Raw genomic sequence first — 21788 nt, 5'->3', positions numbered from 1 at the left:
TAAGCTTTTACCCATTTATCTATAGTTTAGCCACTGTAATCAGTGTGCTAGACTCTAGCCAGATTTGATTTTTGGAGATCAATAATGAAACCAATTCTACCTGACTACAGCCAATCAGGTGTTCTTATTGTCGGTGACGTCATGCTTGATCGTTACTGGTATGGCCCAACTGGCCGTATTTCACCTGAAGCACCTGTGCCCATTGTTAAAGTAGAAAATAACGAAGAGCGTCCAGGTGGTGCTGCCAACGTAGCAATGAATATTGCGTCTCTCGGTGGTCACGCTCATGTTGTTGGTTTAACTGGCAAAGATGAGCCTGCTGAGGTGTTAAAAAATACCTTAGGCGCACTAAAGGTTAAATGTGATTTCGTTGAGTTAGAAGATTACCCAACCATTACTAAATTGCGTGTAATGAGCCGTGGTCAGCAGCTGATCCGTCTTGATTTTGAAGACAAGTTTGAGAATACAGACCCTGAGCTTATTTTGTCTCGCATGGAGCAAGCGCTTCCAAATGTACGTTCGGTCATTCTTTCTGATTACGCGAAAGGTGCGTTAGAGCATGTGCAAAGTTTTATTCAAAAAGCTCGTGCGGCAAAGGTTCCGGTATTTATCGACCCGAAAGGTGCTGATTTAGAACGCTACCGTGGTGCGACTTTGCTTACGCCAAATATGTCTGAGTTCGAGTTGGTTGCAGGTAAGGTTAAATCGGAAGAAGATCTTATCGAGAAAGGCATCGCCTTAATCGAAAAATACGACTTTGAAGCCTTGTTAGTGACTCGTAGTGAGCATGGCATGACCTTACTTCGTAAAGGGCAGGCGCCATTCCATTTGCCGACTCAAGCGAAAGAAGTGTATGACGTGACCGGTGCGGGCGATACGGTTATCTCAGTATTGGCTGCTTCGGTGGCTGCGGGCAAACCTCTAGATGAAGCGTGTGCACTCGCGAATGCGGCGGCTGGTGTGGTAGTTGGCAAACTTGGTACATCGACACTGTCTACAATTGAGTTAGCGGAAGCGATTCATGGAAGCCAAGATACCGATTACGGCGTGATCTCTGAAGCGGCATTAGTTGAAGCGGTGAAACGTGCTCGTGCGAAAGGTGAGAAAGTGGTTATGACTAATGGTTGCTTTGATATTCTGCATGCCGGACATGTTTCTTACATGAACCATGCCGCTGAGTTGGGTGACCGTTTGATCGTTGCCGTTAATACTGATGAGTCAGTGAAACGCTTGAAAGGCCCAGGTCGCCCAGTGAATCCAACCGATCGTCGTATGGCGGTATTGGCTGGTTTAGGTGCGGTTGATTGGGTTGTTCCGTTTTCTGAAGATACGCCTCAACGTTTGATCTCTGAAGTATTGCCAAGCATTTTGGTGAAAGGTGGGGATTATAAACCTGAAGATATTGCTGGCGGTGCGGAAGTGATTGCGGCTGGTGGCGAAGTTAAAGTACTTAACTTTGAAGATGGTTGCTCTACAACTGAAATTATCAAAGCGATTAAAGGTGGTCGAGGTTAACCCTTCGCCTTCGAGTATAAAACCTTTAGCCTCAAGCTCATAGTCAGATTGTAAATCTAACTTTTGATAGATAATAAAAATGCCGCTCAATGAGCCAACACCTATCATTTAAGGTGTTTAGATCGCACAGTGTAGCGAGTCTTACTAAAACGAACGGTCCTATCTTTGGGCCGTTTTTGTTTTTCGGGCAAAATATAACGTTTCACTCGTTCTCTCATAGCTCGCAGCTTTTTGGGAACCGAACCTGGGGAGGCGATAGCACACCACATTAGCTCATCTTGAATATCTCGAAGTGCCATCGTAAAGCTTATCCTAAGTGGTGAGACTTCAGCCTCTTTTGCTATTCGGCTAATCTCCAGACGGATTAAGTTATACGCGATAAGGATACCCCATATCTCTTGCTTTACACCCTCTACAGATTGACTGCGGAGCAGAATTTCATCTTCAAGCATGTCATGCTTAATCTCGCCATAACTATTCTCGATTTCCCACCTTTCGAAGTACACGTCTAATAATGATTTTAAACTGTATTTGCTATCTGTTAGAGAAGTCAGCAGCCCTTGTATATGATTGGGTTGTTGTTCACCATCATCGGGGTATAGAGCCAGCCGAGCTTTCCACGTTTCCGGGAGGCTCGGGTCTTGCTTTCTAGCTTGTGGAGAGACTTTCATCTCTACAATCAGATCTCGCCCATCATCATCGAGTTGCTCGATGATTTTATATTTCACATTCGACTTTATTGGCGTCATCCAGTGGCTTGTTCCATGTTCTTGTTGCCAGTTAAGCATAAGCTCTGCGCTCAGGTAGCAACGGTCAAAAATGGTCAATGAATTCGGGACAGCTGATGAAATTAAATCTTTTGCATAGCTAATTTCACCTTTAGAACTTTCCCCAAAAGCCACATCATGAATAAGCCGACTCCGTAGTGATGTGAGTGCGCACATTCGAACGATTGGATATTCAGTGTGCCTGTCTTTTCGGTAGTAAACATATTGATAATGCTCAGCTAAGCTTGGGTTATCGTGAGTTCTAAACTGTGTGCCATCAATTGAAAATAGGCTCAAACCATTCCATTTATCACCCGCATCTTCCGACTGTGTCCAGTGCTTTGCTGTAATTGAGAATAATGACTCTAAAGGTTTAGCGGTGAGGCGTTTTCTTGCCTGAGGAATTGCACTAGGTGCAATCGTTTCACCCAATGAATTAGACAATTTGAGGTCGAGTTTATCGAGTACATCAGTAATTGGTCTATCTCGATATAGACCAATACCAACGACTAACCATGCAACAAGTTCGGCAGGTAACTCTCTACGGCGCATACTCGCTTTGTTCGTTTCAGATAAAGCTTGGTTTATCCAATCTAGCGGAAGGTCTTTTTGGAACAAAGAAAGAGATTCTGGATTAGCAAAATCGTCAACATCGATTAACCAGTGTGACAACATAAAAAAATACCCTTAAACAAAAGTGCTTAAGGGTATTGTTAACCATCTGTAGGATCGTTCAACTGATCAGGAAAATGCTTAAATGATCAGTGTTAGCTCAATGAGCGGCATTTTTGTAACGGTAATCTAGTCGCTTTATTAAAGACTTTGATTAGAGTCTTTAACTAGGATTTAAGAATTACTTGCTTGCTACTTTTAGACCTGCGTTTACATCAACGATGTCTTGTTCGCTTAGTGTACCAACCGCTTGACGAAGCTGAAGAACACTTAGGATGTAGTTGTAACGAGCATCTGAAAGGTTTTTGTTCGCATCGTATAGACGGCGAGTCGAATCTAGTACGTCAACGATAGTACGAGTACCCACATCAAAACCAGCTTCTGTTGCTTCTAGAGCAGACTGAGCTGAAACAACAGACTGTTCGTAAGCGCGTAGAGCACCAATAGAAGCTGTGATGTTGTTGTTGAAGGCACGTACGTCTTTTACAACGCTACGGTAAGTTGCTTCTAGATCTTCACTTGCTGCAACGTAGTTGTATTCAGCCTGTTTAGTCAAAGAAGTTGTGCTACCACCCGTGTATAGAGGTACATTTAAGTTAACGCCAACATTGAAGTTGTTTGTGGTACCGTCAGAAGTAGCACTTGAACCAATATCAGTATAGTCGTATCCACCATCAAGAGTTAGAGATGGTAGATGACCTGAGCTCTGTAGTGAAATGTTGTCTTTAGCTATGTCTTGAGAGATACGAGCAGCAAGTAGACTAAGGTTTTTTTGCTCAGCTTGTTCAACCAGTGCAATCGCAGACTCAGAAGATTTGCTTGCTGAGAAACGGTCAGTGTCTAGGATGCTTAGGTTAGAGTGTTCTTGACCTGTAATCTCACGTAGACCTTCGTAGTTATTAATCAGAGTGTTCTCTGCTAAAACTTCATCAGCTAAAACGGCATCGTATTGAGCTTGCGCATCATGTACATCGGTGATTGCTGAAAGACCTACTTCAAAGCGCTGTTTTGTTTGTTCTAGTTGGCGCGCAACCGCTGCTTTTTCTGCACGAACGAACTCTAGGTTATCTTGAGCACGCAGTACTTCGAAGTATGCTGTTGCTACACGCAGGATCAAAGCTTGTTGCTCTGCTGCATACGCTGAATCAGATTGACGAGCTGTTTTTTCTGCTGTATCTAGCGTGATCCAAGAAGAACGTTGGTATAGTTCTTGAGAAAAGCTAATACCAGCTGTTAGAGCATTCTGGTCATTATCGCGAGTCGATGCTGAATCGAAATCTGTATCACCACGAGTAAGGTTGTACCCAGCTGTCAAATTGATTTGCGGTAATAAAGAGCTACGGCTTGACGTTACTGCTTCAAAAGCGGCATCGCGCTGCGCTGCTGAACGAAGAAGTTGTGGATCGTTCTGTTTTGCTTGGTCGTAAACTTCAGCTAGCGTATCAGCGAAAGCTGACGAACTCAGGCTGCCAATTGCTGCACTGATAAATAGTGGAAGCAGTTTTTTCATTTTCCTATTCCTGCCTTTAATAGAATTTTCTCTGAAAGAGTTTAACCCAGTTTGATGGTAATTTACTCGAAACTTTGCACTTTTTTACATTTAACTGTCCACTTGTGCAATATTTATTTTTCAAAACTTAACTTTAATTATAAAATTTATACAAAAAGTTGAACCTTATCCTTGGTAGTTAACTCGGACAATGAGTAAACTATAAAGATCACTTAGTGAGGTACCAAATGCAACAGTATGATAATCAACGACACGAGTTTACTCCTCAAGATGTGGAAATAGTCTCAAAAGAGACGCTGTTTCGTGGTTTTTTCAAAATGGTTAAATACACATTTAAACATAAGCTGTTTGAGGGGGGCTGGAGCCAACCTATAGAACGCGAGATGTTTGAACGTGGTCATGCTGCCGCTTTGTTACCTTATGATCCTATTCGTGACGAAGTGGTGATCGTAGAACAGATCCGTGTCGGCGCTCTAGAGCATGAGAACCCTTGGCAATATGAAATTGTGGCCGGGATCATTGATACGAACGAATCATCACAAGATGTTGCTCGTCGTGAAGCGATGGAAGAAGCGGGCGTTGAAGTCGGATCTGTATTGCCTATCACTTCGTATTACCCTTCATCTGGCGGTTGTTCAGAAAAGCTCGACGTCTTTGTTGGCTGTGTTGATGCAACCACAGCAAAAGGTGTACACGGTTTAGATTACGAAGGTGAAGATATTCGCGTACAAGTGATGACTCGCGATGCGGCTTATCAGTTAGTAAAAGAGGGTGTGTTTGAAAATGGGGCCACAATTATTGCGCTGCAGTGGCTACAATTGAACTACCAAGAATTACAGTCAGAGTGGATAGATTAACGTTATGCCAAATATAGCAGTCAAGAAACCGTATCATGTTGATCTTGCTGAACTGATGCGAGTTTACGAGACTAACTATGCCAAGCTTAACGCTCTGTTACCGGTAGGGCATGAGGTTGGTGATGTTCGCTGTTACCAAGCCGTTAATATGGTGTATCAATTGACAGTGAATGAGGTCACAAAATACACCACATTAATAGACATATGTCAGAGTGACGAGACGCCAGTGTTTCCTTTGCCAAAAATGTCTGTCAGGCTATATCACGACGCTCGAGTTGCAGAAGTGTGCGCTAGCGGGGATTTTTCACGAGTCAAAGCGAAATATGACTATCCCAACACTAAGCTTCTGCAAAAGGATGAGAAATTTCAGTTGAACAAATTTCTTGGAGAATGGTTAACGTTTTGTTTAAAAACGGGTATCAGCCGTTCGCCAATTCCTTTTTAATTGAGCCCCATTGTAAAAACACTTTAAAGTTTAAACAGTAACGTATCTGGATTTGGTATTTTGGAATTATCACACACTTCAAAATTTGATGAGAGCAGTATTAAGCTTGTACAGCTAACGGACACGCATTTGTTTGCGCCGAGCAATGGCAGCTTATTAAGCATCAATACTCAAGATAGCTTTCGTGCTGTAGTTGATGGCATTGTTAACCAAGGCTTCGATTATGAGGCGATCTTGGCGACGGGTGATATCTCTCAAGATCACAGTGCTGAGTCGTATCAAAAATTTGAATCAGGTATTCAACCTCTGGAAAAGCCATGTTATTGGTTGCCAGGAAATCATGATTTCAAGCCTAATATGGGCAGTGTCTTACCATCACCTCAAATACAGTGCGTTGACCATGTCTTACTGGGTGATAACTGGCAGATGGTGATGCTGGACTCGCAAGTGGTTGGTGTGCCTCATGGGCGTCTAAGCGATCAACAACTTGATCTGTTAGAAAAAAAATTGATCGAATTCCCTGAGCGTAATACCTTGGTTTTACTGCACCACCACCCGTTATTAGTGGGCAGCGCATGGCTGGATCAACATAACCTAAAAGATGCGGATCAATTTTGGGATGTGGTTCAGCAGCATACCAATGTCAAAGCGGTACTGTGTGGCCACGTTCATCAAGACATGAATCGAGATCATCATGGTGTGCAAGTCATGGCAACCCCGTCGACTTGTGTGCAATTCAAACCTAATTCAGATGACTTTGCCGTTGATACATTGTCTCCGGGTTGGAGAGAGATTGAATTACATCAAGATGGCACAGTAAGTACTCAAGTGCGCCGCTTGCCTAATGGGCAGTTCTTACCTGATTTTGAAGCGGGTGGTTATTGATGTTAGTGATTATTGTTGTAGGAGGCTATTAATGTCCGGTTCTAATCATCAAGTCGCTAAGCCATCATTGCTTCTCTATATTCATGGGTTTAACAGTTCATCTCGTTCTCATAAAGCGAATGTGATGGCTAATTACTGTGCGGAGCATCGGGCTGATATTAAAGTCGTCACTCCTCAACTGCCGAGTTTCCCTCAGCAAGCGGCACTTCATCTGCAACAGCTGGTGGAACAATATAAAGAGCAATATCAGATTGCATTGGTCGGTAGCTCATTGGGTGGCTATCTTTCAACATGGCTGAATAGTCATTATGGTTTTAAAGCGGTTGTTGTAAATCCAGCAGTGAAGCCGTATGAGCTTCTTGCCGACTATTTGGGTGAACAAGTAAACCCATACACACATGAGCGATATGTACTGGAAACAAAGCATATTGATGAACTGAAGGCGTTAGAGGTTCCGGCTCTTTCTCAGCCGAGTGATTTCTGGTTACTTCAGCAAACGGAAGATGAAGTTCTGGATTATCGACAAGCTGTCGAAAAGTACCAAGGTGCAACACAAACAATAGAAAAGGGTGGGGATCATAGCTTTGTTGATTTTGAGCGTTACCCACAACAAATCATTACTTTTTTAGATTTATAACCTGTTCCATTAACTGAGTAATTTTCTCTTGTTTGTCTGTTATTTCATCTATCAATGGTGAAATATCATAGTTTGATGTCTTAGTTTTTGAACTAGCTTGACATCATTACTCAGCTTCCAGACTATATTCCCCAATACTTCGCTCATTCGCTCTACTATGACGGTTCATAGTAATGATTCTGCTTTAGTGAAACTAGAGCCAGCGAACTGACGCAAACTTTTTGAGTAAACTCCGTATTATGACTGAACAATATAATGCAAAAGACCTCGAGGTACTTGAAGGTCTCGATCCGGTGCGACACCGCCCGGGAATGTATACCGAGACAGAAAGACCCAACCACCTTGCCCAAGAAGTCATTGATAACTCGGTCGATGAAGCATTAGCGGGACACGCTAAGAAAATCAAAGTTGTGCTTCATGCTGACCAATCGTTAGAAGTTACCGATGATGGCCGTGGTATGCCTGTTGATATCCACCCTGAAAAAGGGATCTCAGGTGTTGAGCTGATTTTAACTAAGCTCCACTCTGGCGGTAAATTCTCAAACAACAACTACAAGTTTTCTGGTGGTTTGCACGGTGTAGGTATCTCGGTCGTAAACGCGCTGTCAAAACGTGTTGAAGTAACGGTTCGTCGTGATGGTCAAGTGCATGAGATCGCCCTTGAAGGTGGTCATGCTGTTACTGACCTGACAGTGACAGGAACTTGTGGTCACCGCAATACTGGTACTACGGTGCATTTCTGGCCGGATCCAAAGTATTTCGATAGCTCTAAATTTTCGACACTTCGTCTTATCAATAACCTACGAGCAAAAGCGGTACTTTGCCCTGGTTTAGAAATTACCTTTGTTGATAAAGTTGGTGGTGAAGAGCATAAATGGTTCTATGAAGATGGTCTAAAAGACTATCTAGCTGAGGGCGTAAAAGGTTACACCTTATTGCCTGAAGACCCATATGTTGGTGAGTTCGTTGCGGAAACGGAAATGGCTAACTGGGCAATCATTTGGCAGCCAGAAGGCGGTGATATGATCACCGAGAGTTACGTGAACTTAGTACCAACCAAGCAAGGTGGTACGCACGTAAATGGTCTTCGTCAAGGTTTGCTTGATGCAATGCGTGAGTTCTGTGAATTCCGTAACCTACTACCACGTGGCGTTAAGCTAACGGGTGATGACATCTTCGATCGCTGTTCATACGTACTATCGGTGAAGATGCAAGATCCGCAGTTTGCTGGTCAAACAAAAGAGCGTCTATCTTCTCGTCAAACCGCAGCGTTTGTTTCTGGTGTTGTAAAAGATGCCTTCAGCCTATGGTTGAATGAAAAACCGCAACTGGCAGAGCAATTGGCTGAAGCTTGTATTGCCAATGCTCACCGCCGTATGCGCGCGAGTAAGAAAGTTGTTCGTAAAAAGATCGCATCTGGCCCAGCGTTGCCGGGTAAATTAACTGACTGCTCAGTTCAAGATTTAAGTCGCACCGAAATCTTCTTCGTGGAAGGGGATTCGGCGGGTGGTTCTGCTAAGCAAGCTCGTGATCGTGAGTTCCAAGCGGTAATGCCACTGCGTGGTAAAATCCTAAATACATGGGAAGTGTCAGCAGACCAAGTCTTGGCTTCACAAGAAGTACACGATATCTCGGTTGCTCTGGGTATCGACCCTGATAACGATGACTTGTCGGGCCTGCGTTACGGTAAGATCTGTATCCTTGCCGATGCGGACTCGGATGGTCTTCATATCGCGACACTGCTATGTGCACTGTTTACTCGCCATTTCCATGCTCTGGTTGAAGCGGGTCATATCTATGTGGCAATGCCTCCTCTGTATCGTATCGATTGCGGTAAAGAAGTGTTCTACGCACTCGATGACGCAGAGAAAGATGGTGTGCTTGAGCGACTATCGCAGAAGAAAGCCAAGATTAACGTGCAACGATTCAAAGGTCTGGGTGAAATGAACCCACTTCAGTTGCGTGAAACCACCATGGATCCAAACACTCGTCGCCTTGTTCAATTAACGATTGATGATAACGAAGCAACCAACGAGATGATGGACATGCTGCTTGGTAAGAAGCGTGCAGATGATCGCCGTACATGGCTACAGACTAACGGTGATATGGCCGAGGTATAATGGATGTCTAACGAAATTACATATGATGGTGTTGAACAACTGCCGATGCGCAAGTTCACTGAAGACGCCTATTTAAATTACTCAATGTACGTGATCATGGATCGTGCATTGCCATATATCGGTGATGGCTTAAAGCCAGTACAGCGTCGTATTATCTATGCGATGTCAGAACTCGGCTTATCAGCTGCATCGAAATATAAAAAATCAGCTCGTACCGTTGGTGACGTGTTAGGTAAGTATCACCCACACGGTGATTCTGCTTGTTACGAAGCGATGGTATTGATGGCACAACCTTTCTCTTACCGCTATCCATTGGTAGATGGTCAAGGTAACTGGGGTGCTCCGGATGACCCGAAATCGTTCGCTGCAATGCGTTATACCGAAGCGAAATTATCTAAGTTTGCTGAGGTTCTTCTAGGTGAGCTAGGTCAAGGCACCGTTGATTGGCAACCCAACTTTGATGGCACGATGAAAGAGCCTCAAATGTTGCCAGCTCGCCTGCCTCATATCCTGCTTAACGGCATCACTGGTATTGCGGTTGGTATGGCGACCGACATCCCCCCTCACAATGTCCGTGAAGTGGCGGATGCAGCGATTCATTTGATTGACACGCCGAAAGCAGAGCTTCCTGATGTGATGGGTTTCATTCAAGGCCCTGATTACCCGACAGAGGCTGAAATTATTTCGCCAAAGTCGGACATCGAAAAGATCTATCGCACTGGACGTGGCAGCATTAAGATGCGCGCGGTTTGGCACAAGGAAGGCTCTGATATTGTTATCACGGCTCTTCCTCATCAAGTGTCAGGTGCTAAGTTACTTGAGCAAATTGCTAACCAGATGCGCGCTAAGAAGCTGCCAATGGTTGACGACTTGCGTGATGAATCTGATCACGAGAACCCAACGCGTATCGTCGTGGTTCCTCGTTCGAACCGTATCGACTGTGATCAACTGATGAGTCACTTGTTCGCTTCGACGGATCTAGAGAAGAACTTCCGCGTTAACTTGAACATGATTGGTTTAGACAGTCGCCCTCAAGTTAAAGGCCTGGTTCAAATTCTGAAAGAGTGGATTGAGTTCCGCCGTACAACGGTTCGCCGCCGTCTTCAGTACCGTTTAGATAAAGTACTGGCACGTTTGCACATCTTAGAAGGTTTGCTTGCTGCTTATCTTAATATCGATGAAGTCATTGAGATCATTCGTACAGAAGACGAACCATGTCCTGTATTGATGAGCCGTTTCAATATTTCTGAAATTCAAGCCAATGCGATTCTTGATATTAAACTTCGTAACTTAGCTAAGTTAGAAGAGTTTAAGATTCGAGCTGAACAAGAAGAGCTTGAAGCTGAACGTGAAAAGCTTGAGAAGCTACTTGGTTCAGAGCGTCGCTTGAATACACTAATCAAAAAAGAGATCCAAGCAGATGCGGATAAATACGGCGATGATCGTCGTTCTCCGTTGATTGAACGTGCTGAAGCGAAAGCGCTAACAGAACGCGACTTAGTACCAAGCGAGCCAATCACGGTTGTGTTGTCTGAGAAAGGTTGGATTCGTCATGCTAAAGGGCATGAAGTTGATGCCGAAGGCTTGAACTACAAATCTGGTGATAAATTCTTGGCGAGCGCTAAGGGTAAGAGTAACCAACAAGCGGTATTCCTGGGCAGTGATGGTCGAAGTTACTCCCTTGAGTCTCATTCATTACCGTCGGCTCGAAGCCAAGGTGAGCCTATTACAGGTCGCCTGAACGTCAGCCCTGGCACTTCGATTCGCCAAGTGGTGATGGGAGAGAATGAGCAGCTATGGTTAGTGGGTTCTGATGCTGGGTACGGTTTTGTTTGTAAAGGCAGTGATTTATTGTCTAAGAACAAGAGTGGTAAAGCGTTAGTTAACTTGCCACAAGCTTCTGAAGTGATGTTGCCAAGCCCGATTGCTGACTTGGATACTAACCAGATTCTGGCGATTACTAATCAAGGCCGCATGTTGTTGTTCCCGATTAAAGACCTACCTCAGTTGAGTAAAGGTAAGGGTAACAAGATCATCAACATTCCTTCTGCGAAAGCAAAAGAGCGTGAAGAGTTTGTCTCGCATTTAATGGCTATCCCTGAGAATGCAACGCTAACTATCTACGCGGGTAAACGTAAGCTTGGCTTGAAACCTGCAGATCTTGAAAACTTCCGTGGTGAGCGTGGCCGTCGTGGAGGGTTGCTGCCAAGAGGTCTACAGCGAGTGACTCGCATCGATATCGAAGCTCCTAGCGAATCATAAAGACGTTTGTTCTAGGTTCTCGTGACTAGATAAAAGAAAACCCAGCCTGAGAGCTAACACTGATCATTTAAGCATTTTCCTGATCAGTTGAAAGATCCTACAGATGGTTAACAATACCCTTAAGCACTTTTGTTTAAGGGTATTTTTTTATGTTGTCACACTGGTTAATCGATGTTGACGATTTTGCTAATCCAGAATCTCTTTCTTTGTTCCAAAAAGACCTTCCGCTAGATTGGATAAACCAAGCTTTATCTGAAACGAACAAAGCGAGTATGCGCCGTAGAAAGTTACCTGCCGAACTTGTTGTATGGTTAGTCGTTGGTATTGGTCTATACCGAGATAGACCAATTACTGATGTACTCGATAAACTCGACCTCAAATTGTCTAATTCATTGGGTGAAACGATTGCACCTAGTGCAATTCCTCAGGCAAGAAAACGCCTCACCGCTAAACCTTTAGAGTCATTATTCTCAATTACAGCAAAGCACTGGACACAGTCGGAAGATGCGGGTGATAAATGGAATGGTTTGAGCCTATTTTCAATTGATGGCACACAGTTTAGAACTCACGATAACCCAAGCTTAGCTGAGCATTATCAATATGTTTACTACCGGAAAGACAGGCACACTGAATATCCAATCGTTCGAATGTGCGCACTCACATCACTACGGAGTCGGCTTATTCATGATGTGGCTTTTGGGGAAAGTTCTAAAGGTGAAATTAGCTATGCAAAAGATTTAATTTCATCAGCTGTCCCGAATTCATTGACCATTTTTGACCGTTGCTACCTGAGCGCAGAGCTTATGCTTAACTGGCAACAAGAACATGGAACAAGCCACTGGATGACGCCAATAAAGTCGAATGTGAAATATAAAATCATCGAGCAACTCGATGATGATGGGCGAGATCTGATTGTAGAGATGAAAGTCTCTCCACAAGCTAGAAAGCAAGACCCGAGCCTCCCGGAAACGTGGAAAGCTCGGCTGGCTCTATACCCCGATGATGGTGAACAACAACCCAATCATATACAAGGGCTGCTGACTTCTCTAACAGATAGCAAATACAGTTTAAAATCATTATTAGACGTGTACTTCGAAAGGTGGGAAATCGAGAATAGTTATGGCGAGATTAAGCATGACATGCTTGAAGATGAAATTCTGCTCCGCAGTCAATCTGTAGAGGGTGTAAAGCAAGAGATATGGGGTATCCTTATCGCGTATAACTTAATCCGTCTGGAGATTAGCCGAATAGCAAAAGAGGCTGAAGTCTCACCACTTAGGATAAGCTTTACGATGGCACTTCGAGATATTCAAGATGAGCTAATGTGGTGTGCTATCGCCTCCCCAGGTTCGGTTCCCAAAAAGCTGCGAGCTATGAGAGAGCGAGTGAAACGTTATATTTTGCCCGAAAAACAAAAACGGCCCAAAGATAGGACCGTTCGTTTTAGTAAGACTCGCTACACTGTGCGATCTAAACACCTTAAATGATAGGTGTTGAGCCTGAGAGCTGGGTTTTTTGTATCTATGTTCTTTTCTATGCGTACTTTAGTGGTTTGAATCTAGCGCCATGATTCGCTCTACAAGCGAGTATCTTCCGCTATCGTAACCTTGAGAGTTTTGTTCTCTCCTTGGCGCAATATACCAACCTCAATCACCGTACCCGGTCGAAGATCAGTAACAATATCCATCACGCTCTGTCTCCCGTTAATTTGGGTATTATTGATACTGATAATTATATCTTGTGCTTCAAAACCAGCATCTGCTGCAGGGCCGTTCGGGTCAATGCCTAATACGACAATGCCACCAATGTTCTTATTGCCAAGTAAGCGTGACGTTACTGAGTTGATGTCTTGCCCGTCAATACCAATGTAGCCACGAATTACACGACCATCTGCAATGATCTTTTCCATGATTTTATTGGCCAGTGGGTAGGGGATAGCAAATGAAATCCCGTAGGTTTCCATGTCTGTGGCTTGCTGGAAAGACGCGGTATTGATACCGACTAGTTCGCCTTGTGAGTTGACGAGTGCTCCCCCTGAGTTACCTTCATTGATCGCAGCATCGGTTTGGATAAAGGCTTGATGGCCGTCAGCACTGATCGAAGATCGGCCCGTAGCTGAGATAATGCCAAAAGTGGTCGTTTGACCTAGGTTGTATGGGTTACCGATCGCCAGAACCACATCACCGACATTGGCCTTGTAACTTGGATTGAGTGGAATCACGGGTAGGTTGTCACCACTGACTCTAAGTATTGCGATATCGGTGCGTTTATCAGAACCGACTAATTGCGCGGCAGCGACTCGTCCATCTTGAAGTGCTACTACAATTTGGTCAGCTTGAGCTACAACGTGGAAGTTGGTAATGATGTAGCCTTTTTCGCTGACAATGACTCCTGACCCTAAGCCTTGAGTCAGCAGTTTGTTGCGATCGCTCTCTGCGTATTTACGGCTATAGATATTCACAACAGCAGGTGCTGCACGGCGTACTGCTTGGTTAAATGAAATCTGAAGAGAGGCGATATTATCCACTTTAGGGGTGGTGACGTCAGAAACAATGCCTGATCTTAAACTCGGAAATGCGAGAAGAATAAGCGCCGCTGAAACAAGTCCAAGGGAAATAGAACGAAATAGAAAGGACAGCATGTTTCCCTCTTCAACAAGTAAGGTACGAAGCCATCAGCGAATGGATGGCTTAATTACAAGTGAAGCATAGCATTTTGATTCATCTAAAGAAAAGGGAGACTGAGTAAGTTTCAAGCAAACTTATGCGGCCTCCCTTTGGTTATACTGACAAATTATTAACGAATGACTAGGTAGATAGTTCTATTTCCTCGTTGGATATTCAATGCCAATACGCCAGGTTGTTTCTCTAAAATATCTCTGAACTGTGCAAGGTTCTTAACCGTTTGGCGGTTTACGCCGATGATGATGTCATCTTTCAGAAGCTGGTAGGCTTCTGCTGGTGAGCCTTTAGCCACATTTGATACCTTCACTCCTGTAGCTGCATCGCTATCGTTAGTGTTGGTCAACTCAGCACCCGCAAGTCCTTCATGGAGCTTTTCAGCTTGTGTTTTGTTATTGGTTGATTCGCCTAACGTGACATCAAAGGTTTTGCTTTTTCCGTCACGAACGATTCCAAGCTCAATTTGCTTACCTGCACCGAGAGTGGCCACTTTGGCTCTTAATTCGCTGAAGGTATCAATGCGTTTACCATTGATAGAGGTAATTATATCACCCGCTTTCAGGCCTGCTTTATCTGCTGCGCTGTCTGGTACAATTTGGCTAACAAACGCACCTTTACTTGATTCATAACCGAGCGCCTCTGCTAATTCAGAGGTCACTTCTCCACCTTGAACTCCCAACATACCGCGCTTCACTTCACCGAAATCGAGAATCTGTTCTGTCAGGTTTTTCATCATATTAGACGGGATGGCAAAACCGATACCGACATTGCCTCCGTTAGGGCCAAGAATGGCGGTGTTGATACCAATCAGTTCACCGTTAAGGTTGACTAGCGCGCCACCAGAGTTACCACTATTGATCGCGGCATCGGTTTGAATGAAGTTTTCAAAGTTCTCAAGGTTTAAGCCGCTTCTTCCTAGGGCCGATACGATACCTGATGTGACAGTTTGCCCGAGTCCAAATGGGTTACCGATAGCCACGCTAAAATCACCGACTCTTAATTGATCTGAGTCTGCGAGTTTTATCTGGGTTAGGTTCTTGGCTTCCTCTAATTTCAGAAGCGCAATATCAGACATTTGGTCGCCACCGATGAGTTCGGCATCATATTCTCGACCATCATGAAGTTTCACTTTGATATCGTCGGCGCCATTAATTACGTGATAGTTGGTGACGATATGGCCTTTTTTAGCGTCAATGATGACACCCGACCCCAAACCTCGGAACGGTCGCTCTCGAGTTTGCTCTGGGCCAAAAAAGAATTGGAATTGTTCAGGGATTTGCTGACGTTGTACTTGTTTGCCTTCTACAGCAATACTAACCACAGCGGGGGTAACTTGCTCAAGCATAGGAGCTAGGCTAGGTAATTGTTCATTACCCACACTTAGGGGAAGTGCGGCTGTCGCTTGAATTGGCGTGATGATTGAACTTAAGCTTAAAGTCAGTACCGATAAAGCAAGCAAAGGTTTTTTCATCATAAACTCCTCTCTAGTTAAGGTCTTAGCCTTCTCATATTTACTATAGATATGAGAAATTTCAAATGACCTGAGTGAAAGTTATGACTCAAAAACCTTTGTAAAGTTCACAGAAGTATTAAATGTTTACGATGCTTTTGCTGTAACGACATCCGGAGCATCAATAATTTCTTTCTTCTGCTCAGTAAATAACCCCGTTGCGCCATTGGCGTAATCTTTGGGTTGTTCCTCAAGTGTTGCCTCTTTAATAGAAGCTTTATCTTGTGGCTTGTCTGAGTGTGCAGCCGCTGTTTTCACAAATGGATTGTCTTGCTCAGGTAGATTAGGGATGAGTTCTGAGCTCGTTTTTTCCATGTGCTGATACAGTTTCGTGTAGTCCTTACCTAAGGTATCCAGCATTTCTGCTGATTTCGCAAAGTGGTCAGCCGGCTCTTGTCGCTGTTGCTCAAGGGCAAACTTTGCGCTATCTAATTCTTTCTGTACGTTCTTTTGTTTTTTGTATTCAGGTGTCATGAGACGAGAAATAGCGACCCCTAAAATAACTCCGACTAGTAAACCGGCAACGGCATACATCCAAGGCATAACAGCTCCTTATTATTGTTTTTTAACATGTTTGTTACTGCTTAGTTACACGTGGTACGGCTCCATGGTACTATGAGAAAGCCGCAGTATAAAGAGAAATGCGTGTGCGCTAGTTAGCAGTTTAGTGCTGCTTTATTCGCCGTATGGCATTAACTCTAGAATTGTTTAGGCTCATTTTTCTTCGCTGTCTGATATTGCTTTCATTGTGGAAATGTCGTCATGAATCCCATTAAAAAATACGAACAAGATATAAAAGAACATGGATTTCAAAGAGATCCAGCACAAGAGCAAGCCGTTAAATCTTTAGATGAACTCTTTCATCAGTTCCAAGAATATATGAATACTCCTATTCCTGAGTTGACTCGATTTCAGAAGCTACTAGGGAAAAAAGTTCAATCACCGAAACCACCCAAAGGTCTCTATTTTTGGGGCGGTGTAGGGCGCGGTAAGACGTATTTAATGGATACGTTCTATGATGCCTTACCGACCACAAATAAAATGCGAGTTCACTTTCACCGTTTTATGTATCGCGTGCATGATGAGTTGAAAGTATTAGGTAATGTGAGCGATCCATTGCCTTTGGTGGCAGATAAGCTAAAAGAAGAAGCGGACATTATCTGTTTCGATGAGTTTTTTGTTTCGGACATTACGGATGCAATGATTCTAGGGACTTTGTTCCAAGAACTTTTCGCACGAAACGTTATTTTAGTCGCGACCTCAAATATCCCACCTGCAGATTTGTATCGCAATGGTTTGCAGCGCGCGCGATTCTTACCTGCAATCAAGCTTATTCAAGACAACTGTCACATTCTTAATGTCGATAGCGGGATCGATTATCGACTGCGTACTTTAGAGCAAGCTGAAATCTATCATTACCCATTAGATAGCCAAGCGAATATCAATCTTGAAAAGTACTACGCACAGTTGGTGGGCGAAGATAAACAGAAGTTAAAGCAAATAGAGGTTAACCATCGTCAATTAGACGTAATAGAAGCAAGTGACGGCGTTCTACATGGAACCTTTGCTCAGCTTTGTCAGTCGGCCCGTAGCCAGAATGACTATATTGAACTGTCTAAGGTTTATCACACGGTATTATTGGCAAATGTTTTGCAAATGGGTTCCACCTCAGATGACGCGGCAAGACGCTTTATTGCGTTAGTCGATGAGTTCTACGAGCGCAATGTTAAGCTGATAATTTCAGCAGAGGTTGAGCTAGAAAGTTTGTATACTCATGGTCAGCTGGAGTTTGAATTTAAACGTTGTCAGTCGCGCTTAATCGAAATGCAGAGCCACGAATATTTGGCAAAAGAACACTTGAGTTAGCTTTGATTATCTCGAATAAGAAAGAGAATTAAAAAAATCGTGATTTTGTTCAAAAAGAGGTGATTTTTTCTTCGCTCTTCTCTATAATCCTGCGACCTACCGTTACTGCGGGCCTCTAGCGATGAGTAAAATCACGTTATGCCAAGAGTTTTCCAACACTCGAAGGGGTGATGAATGGTAACTCTTAGACAGTGGGAGTACGCGAGTATTCCTTAAGTGTAAATTTTTTAAATAGGTAATTATTAGCATGAAAACTTTCGTTGCTAAACCAGAAACTGTAAAACGCGACTGGTATGTTGTAGACGCTGAAGGCAAAACTCTTGGCCGTCTAGCAAGTGAAATCGCTTCTCGCCTACGCGGCAAGCATAAAGCAGAATACACTCCTCACGTAGATACTGGTGATTACATCATCGTTGTTAACGCTGAGAAAGTTGCTGTAACTGGTAACAAAGCTAAGGGTAAGGTTTACTACCGTCACTCTGAGTTCCCAGGTGGTCTTAAAACTATCACTTTTGAAAAGCTAATTGCTAAGAAACCAGAAATGGTTCTTGAACTAGCAGTTAAAGGTATGCTTCCACGTGGTCCTCTAGGCCGCGCGATGTACCGTAAGCTTAAAGTGTACGCTGGTACTGAGCACAACCATGTTGCTCAACAGCCACAAGTACTAGACATCTAAGGGGATTATGAAAATGGCAGAGAATCAATACTACGGCACTGGTCGTCGCAAAAGCTCAGCAGCTCGTGTTTTCATCAAACCAGGCTCTGGTGAGATCGTAATCAACAAGCGTAGCCTTGATGTTTACTTCGGTCGTCCAACTTCTCGTATGGTTGTTAAGCAACCTCTTGAGCTAGTTGAACTAACTGAGAAACTTGACCTTTACATCACTGTTTCTGGTGGTGGTATTTCTGGTCAAGCTGGCGCAATCCGCCACGGTATCACTCGCGCTCTTATGGAGTACGATGAAACTCTACGTCCTGCTCTACGTGCAGCTGGCTACGTTACTCGTGACGCTCGTTGCGTTGAACGTAAGAAAGTTGGTCTACGTAAAGCACGTCGTAAACCTCAATTCTCTAAGCGTTAATTTTTCTTTACGAAAAAGTACACGCTCCCAGTTTTACGACTGGAATTGTGGTTCAAAGCTCGGCTATATGCCGGGCTTTTTGTTTTTATACCACCTCTAAACGCTTTCCCTCCCTCGTTTTATTTCCAAATTCTTATATTTTGAAAGCTTTTGTAACCCAATGTGCGCTTTGCCTCATGATTGTTACAAAAAGGTAGCTTTATCTTGTCAAAAAGTAGGGTTTTATTTATCATTTGCCGTCAATAAATAGAACTAAATACATATTTTGTTAGCCATGCTCTTTATTCGGAATTATTTCAATCCATAAGGAGCAAATGGGAGAATGTTTGGATGAGCAACGCGCCTTTAAATAACGGTCGCAGGCGTTTCTTAACCGCAACAACAGCCGTTGTTGGTGGTTTAGGAGCAGCTGCTGTAGCCGTGCCTTTTATTAAATCATGGAATCCGAGTGCTAAGGCGAAAGCTGCAGGCGCCCCGGTGGAAGTGGAAGTCAGTAAGTTAGAACCGGGACAAATGGTTCGTGTCGAGTGGCAAGGTAAGCCTGTATGGGTTGTACGCCGAGCTGAATCGGTACTAGAAAACCTAAAAGCGATCGGTGGTCAACTTCGTGACCCTCAATCTGAAGCTGAACAACAACCTGAATACGCACAGAACGAGTTCCGTTCGATTAAGCCGGAATTCTTCGTTGCTGTTGGTTTCTGTACGCACTTAGGTTGTTCTCCAACTTACCTACCGGATTCTTTTGCAGAACAAGTTCAGGGTGTTAAGTCTGGTTTCTTCTGTCCTTGTCATGGTTCAAAGTTTGATATGGCAGGTCGAGTATTCCAAGGCGTACCAGCTCCATTGAACCTTGTTGTACCAAAGCATATGTATTTGAGTGACACTAAGATCATGATCGGTGTGGACGAGGGAGACGCGTAATGCAAGGATTGCTTGATTGGGTAGAGAAACGTCTACCTGCGATGAATGCTTATAAAAAGCATTTATCTGAATACCCAATGCCTAAGAACTTTAACTTTTGGTACCTTTTCGGTTCTTTAGCAATGTTGGTACTGGTTAACCAAATCCTTACGGGTATTTGGTTAACAATGAACTACGTACCGTCTGGTGAAGGTGCGTTCGCTTCTGTTGAATACATCATGCGTGATGTAGAATACGGTTGGTTACTGCGTTACATGCACTCAACGGGTGCTTCGGCATTCTTCGTGGTTATCTACCTGCACATGTTCCGTGGTTTAATCTACGGTTCATACCAAAAACCTCGTGAGCTACTTTGGATCTTCGGTATGTTGATCTTTTTAGTGCTTATGGCTGAAGCTTTCATGGGTTACTTACTACCATGGGGTCAAATGTCTTACTGGGGTGCTCAGGTAATCATATCTCTGTTTGGTGCAATCCCAGTTATTGGTGATGACCTAACGCTTTGGATCCGTGGTGACTACATCATCTCTGGTGCAACGCTGAACCGTTTCTTCGCACTGCACGTTATCGCTTTACCAATCGTACTATTGCTGCTTATCGTACTTCACGTACTAGCACTGCACGAAGTAGGTTCGAATAACCCTGACGGTATCGAAACCAAGCTTCCTAAAGGTACGATGGGCGACGACTACAAGACTCAGTTCCCATTCCACAAGGATTACACTAAGAAATACGACATCATTGACTCTATTCCTTTCCACCCATACGGGACGGTAAAAGATATGGTTGGTGTTGCTGGCTTCCTATTCTTGTTCTGTTACGTGCTGTTCTTTAACCCAGAAATGGGTGGGTACTTCCTTGAGCCGCCAAACTTTGAAGCTGCAAACCCACTGAAAACACCAGAGCACATTGCTCCAGTTTGGTACTTCACGCCGTTCTACGCTGTACTTCGTGCTGTTCCCGATAAGCTGTTAGGTGTAGTAGCAATGGGCGCCTCTATTGTCGTGCTCTTCCTACTACCTTGGTTCGATCGTTGCAAAGTGCGCTCTTACCGTTACCGTAGCAAACTGCATTTGATTAACATCATCCAATTCACAATAAGCTTTATTGCGCTTGGTGTCCTTGGTGCGCTTCCAGCAACGCCAACATACACGCTACTAGCTCAAATCTTTAGCTTAGGTTACTTCATGTTCTTCGTTCTGCTGTGGTTCTACAGTAAAAATGAAGCGACGAAACCATTACCAGAAAGGGTGACATTCAAATGAAAAAGTGGATTGTAATTTTATTTGCTATGTTGCCGTCACTGGCGATGGCAGCGGGTGCAAGCGTACCATTAGACAAAGCGAACAATGATTTAACAGACAAAGCCTCATTGCAAAATGGCGCTAAGATGTTCATTAACTATTGTTTCGCTTGTCACTCAACGCAGTACCAACGTTATGAGCGTGTTGCGAATGATTTAGAGATTCCTTTAGACTTAATGAAGGAAAACCTGATTTTCGACCCAGAAGTGAAAATTGGTAGTTTGATGGTTAATGCTATGCCTTCTGATCAAGCGGCTAGTTGGTTTGGTGCTCCGCCACCTGACTTAACTCTGGTTGCTCGTGTTCGTGGTGCAGATTGGCTATACACATATCTTCGTACTTTCTATGAAGACCCGTCTCGTCCATTTGGGGTGAACAACATCGTTTTCCCAAGTGTTGGTATGCCACATGTTCTTGAAGAGCTACAAGGAATCCCAACGCCAATCTACGATACTCACATGGTAGATGGTGAGGAAGTGAAGGTTGTTGTTGGCACTGAAACTGACGGTTCTGGTGAGCTAAGCACTGGTGAATACGATGAAGCGGTTCGCGACCTTGTAAACTTCCTTGTTTACTCGGGCGACCCGGTACAACTTGAGCGCCACGCTATGGGTTGGTGGGTAATGGCCTTCTTAGTAATCTTCACTATCATTGTGATTTTACTGAAGAAAGAGTATTGGCGTGATGTGCACTAATTGTGCTATAATACCGTGCTAATTCCCAAATTATGTTAATGTTCAATGGAGGCTTTTAG

General features: G+C 43.9%; 19 protein-coding genes. 14 read left to right on the top strand and 5 right to left on the bottom strand.

Translation table 11 applies throughout. From position 1 onward, the window contains the following. The first annotated feature begins 84 nt into the window (after positions 1 to 84). Positions 85 to 1515: a bifunctional D-glycero-beta-D-manno-heptose-7-phosphate kinase/D-glycero-beta-D-manno-heptose 1-phosphate adenylyltransferase HldE gene (gene hldE, locus OCW38_RS12605; RefSeq protein WP_261894273.1), complete on the top strand. Its 1431-nt coding sequence runs from the start codon at positions 85 to 87 to the stop codon at positions 1513 to 1515. A gap of 104 nt (positions 1516 to 1619) precedes the next feature. Here hldE and OCW38_RS12600 read toward each other — a convergent pair whose 3' ends face one another. Next, positions 1620 to 2957: an IS4 family transposase gene (locus OCW38_RS12600; RefSeq protein WP_261894271.1), complete on the bottom strand. Its 1338-nt coding sequence runs from the start codon at positions 2955 to 2957 to the stop codon at positions 1620 to 1622. Between the two features lie 178 nt (positions 2958 to 3135). Next, positions 3136 to 4464 (bottom strand): outer membrane channel protein TolC, encoded by a 1329-nt coding sequence (gene tolC / locus OCW38_RS12595; RefSeq protein WP_016787597.1) that lies wholly within the window; start codon positions 4462 to 4464, stop codon positions 3136 to 3138. A gap of 227 nt (positions 4465 to 4691) precedes the next feature. Between tolC and nudF the strand changes: the two genes are divergently transcribed. The 7 genes from nudF to OCW38_RS12560 all read left to right on the top strand — a co-directional run bounded on the left by nudF (position 4692) and on the right by OCW38_RS12560 (position 13157). Further along, complete coding sequence (gene nudF / locus OCW38_RS12590) at positions 4692 to 5321, top strand: ADP-ribose diphosphatase (protein ID WP_016783973.1); 630 nt, start codon at positions 4692 to 4694, stop codon at positions 5319 to 5321. Between the two features lie 4 nt (positions 5322 to 5325). Then, the gene (locus OCW38_RS12585; RefSeq protein ID WP_010434670.1) at positions 5326 to 5766 is read left to right on the top strand and encodes a DUF1249 family protein; all 441 of its coding nucleotides are present in this window, start codon (positions 5326 to 5328) and stop codon (positions 5764 to 5766) included. 60 nt (positions 5767 to 5826) lie between these two features. Further along, complete coding sequence (cpdA, locus tag OCW38_RS12580; protein ID WP_261894268.1) at positions 5827 to 6651, top strand: 3',5'-cyclic-AMP phosphodiesterase; 825 nt, start codon at positions 5827 to 5829, stop codon at positions 6649 to 6651. 31 nt (positions 6652 to 6682) lie between these two features. Then, positions 6683 to 7288 (top strand): esterase YqiA, encoded by a 606-nt coding sequence (gene yqiA, locus OCW38_RS12575; protein ID WP_261894266.1) that lies wholly within the window; start codon positions 6683 to 6685, stop codon positions 7286 to 7288. A gap of 239 nt (positions 7289 to 7527) precedes the next feature. After that, complete coding sequence (gene parE / locus OCW38_RS12570; RefSeq protein WP_010434676.1) at positions 7528 to 9408, top strand: DNA topoisomerase IV subunit B; 1881 nt, start codon at positions 7528 to 7530, stop codon at positions 9406 to 9408. A 3-nt stretch (positions 9409 to 9411) separates the two neighbouring features. Next, complete coding sequence (gene parC, locus OCW38_RS12565; RefSeq protein ID WP_010434678.1) at positions 9412 to 11670, top strand: DNA topoisomerase IV subunit A; 2259 nt, start codon at positions 9412 to 9414, stop codon at positions 11668 to 11670. A gap of 149 nt (positions 11671 to 11819) precedes the next feature. Continuing rightward, positions 11820 to 13157 (top strand): IS4 family transposase, encoded by a 1338-nt coding sequence (locus OCW38_RS12560; RefSeq protein ID WP_261894263.1) that lies wholly within the window; start codon positions 11820 to 11822, stop codon positions 13155 to 13157. Between the two features lie 89 nt (positions 13158 to 13246). On the opposite strand, the gene degS is transcribed toward OCW38_RS12560, so the two are convergent. The 3 genes from degS to zapG form a co-directional block, all read right to left on the bottom strand. Beyond that, positions 13247 to 14311, bottom strand: coding sequence for an outer membrane-stress sensor serine endopeptidase DegS (degS, locus tag OCW38_RS12555; protein WP_010434680.1), 1065 nt, complete (start codon positions 14309 to 14311; stop codon positions 13247 to 13249). A gap of 155 nt (positions 14312 to 14466) precedes the next feature. Then, on the bottom strand, positions 14467 to 15822 hold the full coding sequence (locus OCW38_RS12550; RefSeq protein ID WP_010434682.1) for a DegQ family serine endoprotease: 1356 nt from the start codon (positions 15820 to 15822) through the stop codon (positions 14467 to 14469). A 126-nt stretch (positions 15823 to 15948) separates the two neighbouring features. Beyond that, positions 15949 to 16404: a Z-ring associated protein ZapG gene (zapG, locus tag OCW38_RS12545; protein WP_261894260.1), complete on the bottom strand. Its 456-nt coding sequence runs from the start codon at positions 16402 to 16404 to the stop codon at positions 15949 to 15951. 219 nt (positions 16405 to 16623) lie between these two features. Here zapG and zapE point away from each other — a divergent pair, with 219 nt between their 5' ends. The 6 genes from zapE (at position 16624) to OCW38_RS12515 (ending at position 21729) form a co-directional block, all read left to right on the top strand. Further along, a complete protein-coding gene (zapE, locus tag OCW38_RS12540) occupies positions 16624 to 17727 on the top strand; it encodes a cell division protein ZapE (RefSeq protein ID WP_261894258.1) in 1104 nt (367 codons plus the stop codon). 247 nt (positions 17728 to 17974) lie between these two features. After that, positions 17975 to 18403 (top strand): 50S ribosomal protein L13, encoded by a 429-nt coding sequence (rplM, locus tag OCW38_RS12535; protein ID WP_010434689.1) that lies wholly within the window; start codon positions 17975 to 17977, stop codon positions 18401 to 18403. Positions 18404 to 18416: 13 nt separating this feature from the next. Then, complete coding sequence (rpsI, locus tag OCW38_RS12530; protein WP_004740758.1) at positions 18417 to 18809, top strand: 30S ribosomal protein S9; 393 nt, start codon at positions 18417 to 18419, stop codon at positions 18807 to 18809. A gap of 330 nt (positions 18810 to 19139) precedes the next feature. Beyond that, entirely contained in the window at positions 19140 to 19730 is a 591-nt protein-coding gene (gene petA / locus OCW38_RS12525) for a ubiquinol-cytochrome c reductase iron-sulfur subunit (protein WP_010434692.1), read from the top strand. Continuing rightward, the gene (locus tag OCW38_RS12520) at positions 19730 to 20995 is read left to right on the top strand and encodes a cytochrome b (RefSeq protein ID WP_009848941.1); all 1266 of its coding nucleotides are present in this window, start codon (positions 19730 to 19732) and stop codon (positions 20993 to 20995) included. The genes petA and OCW38_RS12520 overlap by 1 nt, the downstream gene beginning before the upstream one ends. Then, positions 20992 to 21729, top strand: a complete 738-nt coding sequence (locus OCW38_RS12515) for a cytochrome c1 (protein ID WP_261894254.1) — start codon at positions 20992 to 20994, stop codon at positions 21727 to 21729. Before OCW38_RS12520 ends, OCW38_RS12515 begins: the two co-directional genes overlap by 4 nt. Positions 21730 to 21788 lie beyond the last annotated feature (59 nt).

The sequence above is a fragment of the Vibrio cyclitrophicus genome, assembly GCF_024347435.1.
GTDB lineage: Bacteria > Pseudomonadota > Gammaproteobacteria > Enterobacterales > Vibrionaceae > Vibrio > Vibrio cyclitrophicus.
This window is presented reverse-complemented; position numbering and strand designations above follow the sequence as displayed.

Excerpts from the sequence above, each read along its gene's own strand:
- degS (WP_010434680.1), bottom strand. The coding sequence starts at position 14,311 with ATGCTGTCCTTTCTATTTCGTTCTATTTCCCTTGGACTTGTTTCAGCG.
- OCW38_RS12550 (WP_010434682.1), bottom strand. The coding sequence starts at position 15,822 with ATGAAAAAACCTTTGCTTGCTTTATCGGTACTGACTTTAAGCTTAAGT.
- rpsI (WP_004740758.1), top strand. The coding sequence starts at position 18,417 with ATGGCAGAGAATCAATACTACGGCACTGGTCGTCGCAAAAGCTCAGCA.
- parC (WP_010434678.1), top strand. The coding sequence starts at position 9,412 with ATGTCTAACGAAATTACATATGATGGTGTTGAACAACTGCCGATGCGC.
- hldE (WP_261894273.1), top strand. The coding sequence starts at position 85 with ATGAAACCAATTCTACCTGACTACAGCCAATCAGGTGTTCTTATTGTC.
- zapE (WP_261894258.1), top strand. The coding sequence starts at position 16,624 with ATGAATCCCATTAAAAAATACGAACAAGATATAAAAGAACATGGATTT.
- zapG (WP_261894260.1), bottom strand. The coding sequence starts at position 16,404 with ATGCCTTGGATGTATGCCGTTGCCGGTTTACTAGTCGGAGTTATTTTA.
- tolC (WP_016787597.1), bottom strand. The coding sequence starts at position 4,464 with ATGAAAAAACTGCTTCCACTATTTATCAGTGCAGCAATTGGCAGCCTG.
- OCW38_RS12585 (WP_010434670.1), top strand. The coding sequence starts at position 5,326 with ATGCCAAATATAGCAGTCAAGAAACCGTATCATGTTGATCTTGCTGAA.
- parE (WP_010434676.1), top strand. The coding sequence starts at position 7,528 with ATGACTGAACAATATAATGCAAAAGACCTCGAGGTACTTGAAGGTCTC.
- petA (WP_010434692.1), top strand. The coding sequence starts at position 19,140 with ATGAGCAACGCGCCTTTAAATAACGGTCGCAGGCGTTTCTTAACCGCA.
- OCW38_RS12560 (WP_261894263.1), top strand. The coding sequence starts at position 11,820 with ATGTTGTCACACTGGTTAATCGATGTTGACGATTTTGCTAATCCAGAA.
- nudF (WP_016783973.1), top strand. The coding sequence starts at position 4,692 with ATGCAACAGTATGATAATCAACGACACGAGTTTACTCCTCAAGATGTG.
- yqiA (WP_261894266.1), top strand. The coding sequence starts at position 6,683 with ATGTCCGGTTCTAATCATCAAGTCGCTAAGCCATCATTGCTTCTCTAT.
- OCW38_RS12515 (WP_261894254.1), top strand. The coding sequence starts at position 20,992 with ATGAAAAAGTGGATTGTAATTTTATTTGCTATGTTGCCGTCACTGGCG.
- OCW38_RS12600 (WP_261894271.1), bottom strand. The coding sequence starts at position 2,957 with ATGTTGTCACACTGGTTAATCGATGTTGACGATTTTGCTAATCCAGAA.
- OCW38_RS12520 (WP_009848941.1), top strand. The coding sequence starts at position 19,730 with ATGCAAGGATTGCTTGATTGGGTAGAGAAACGTCTACCTGCGATGAAT.
- rplM (WP_010434689.1), top strand. The coding sequence starts at position 17,975 with ATGAAAACTTTCGTTGCTAAACCAGAAACTGTAAAACGCGACTGGTAT.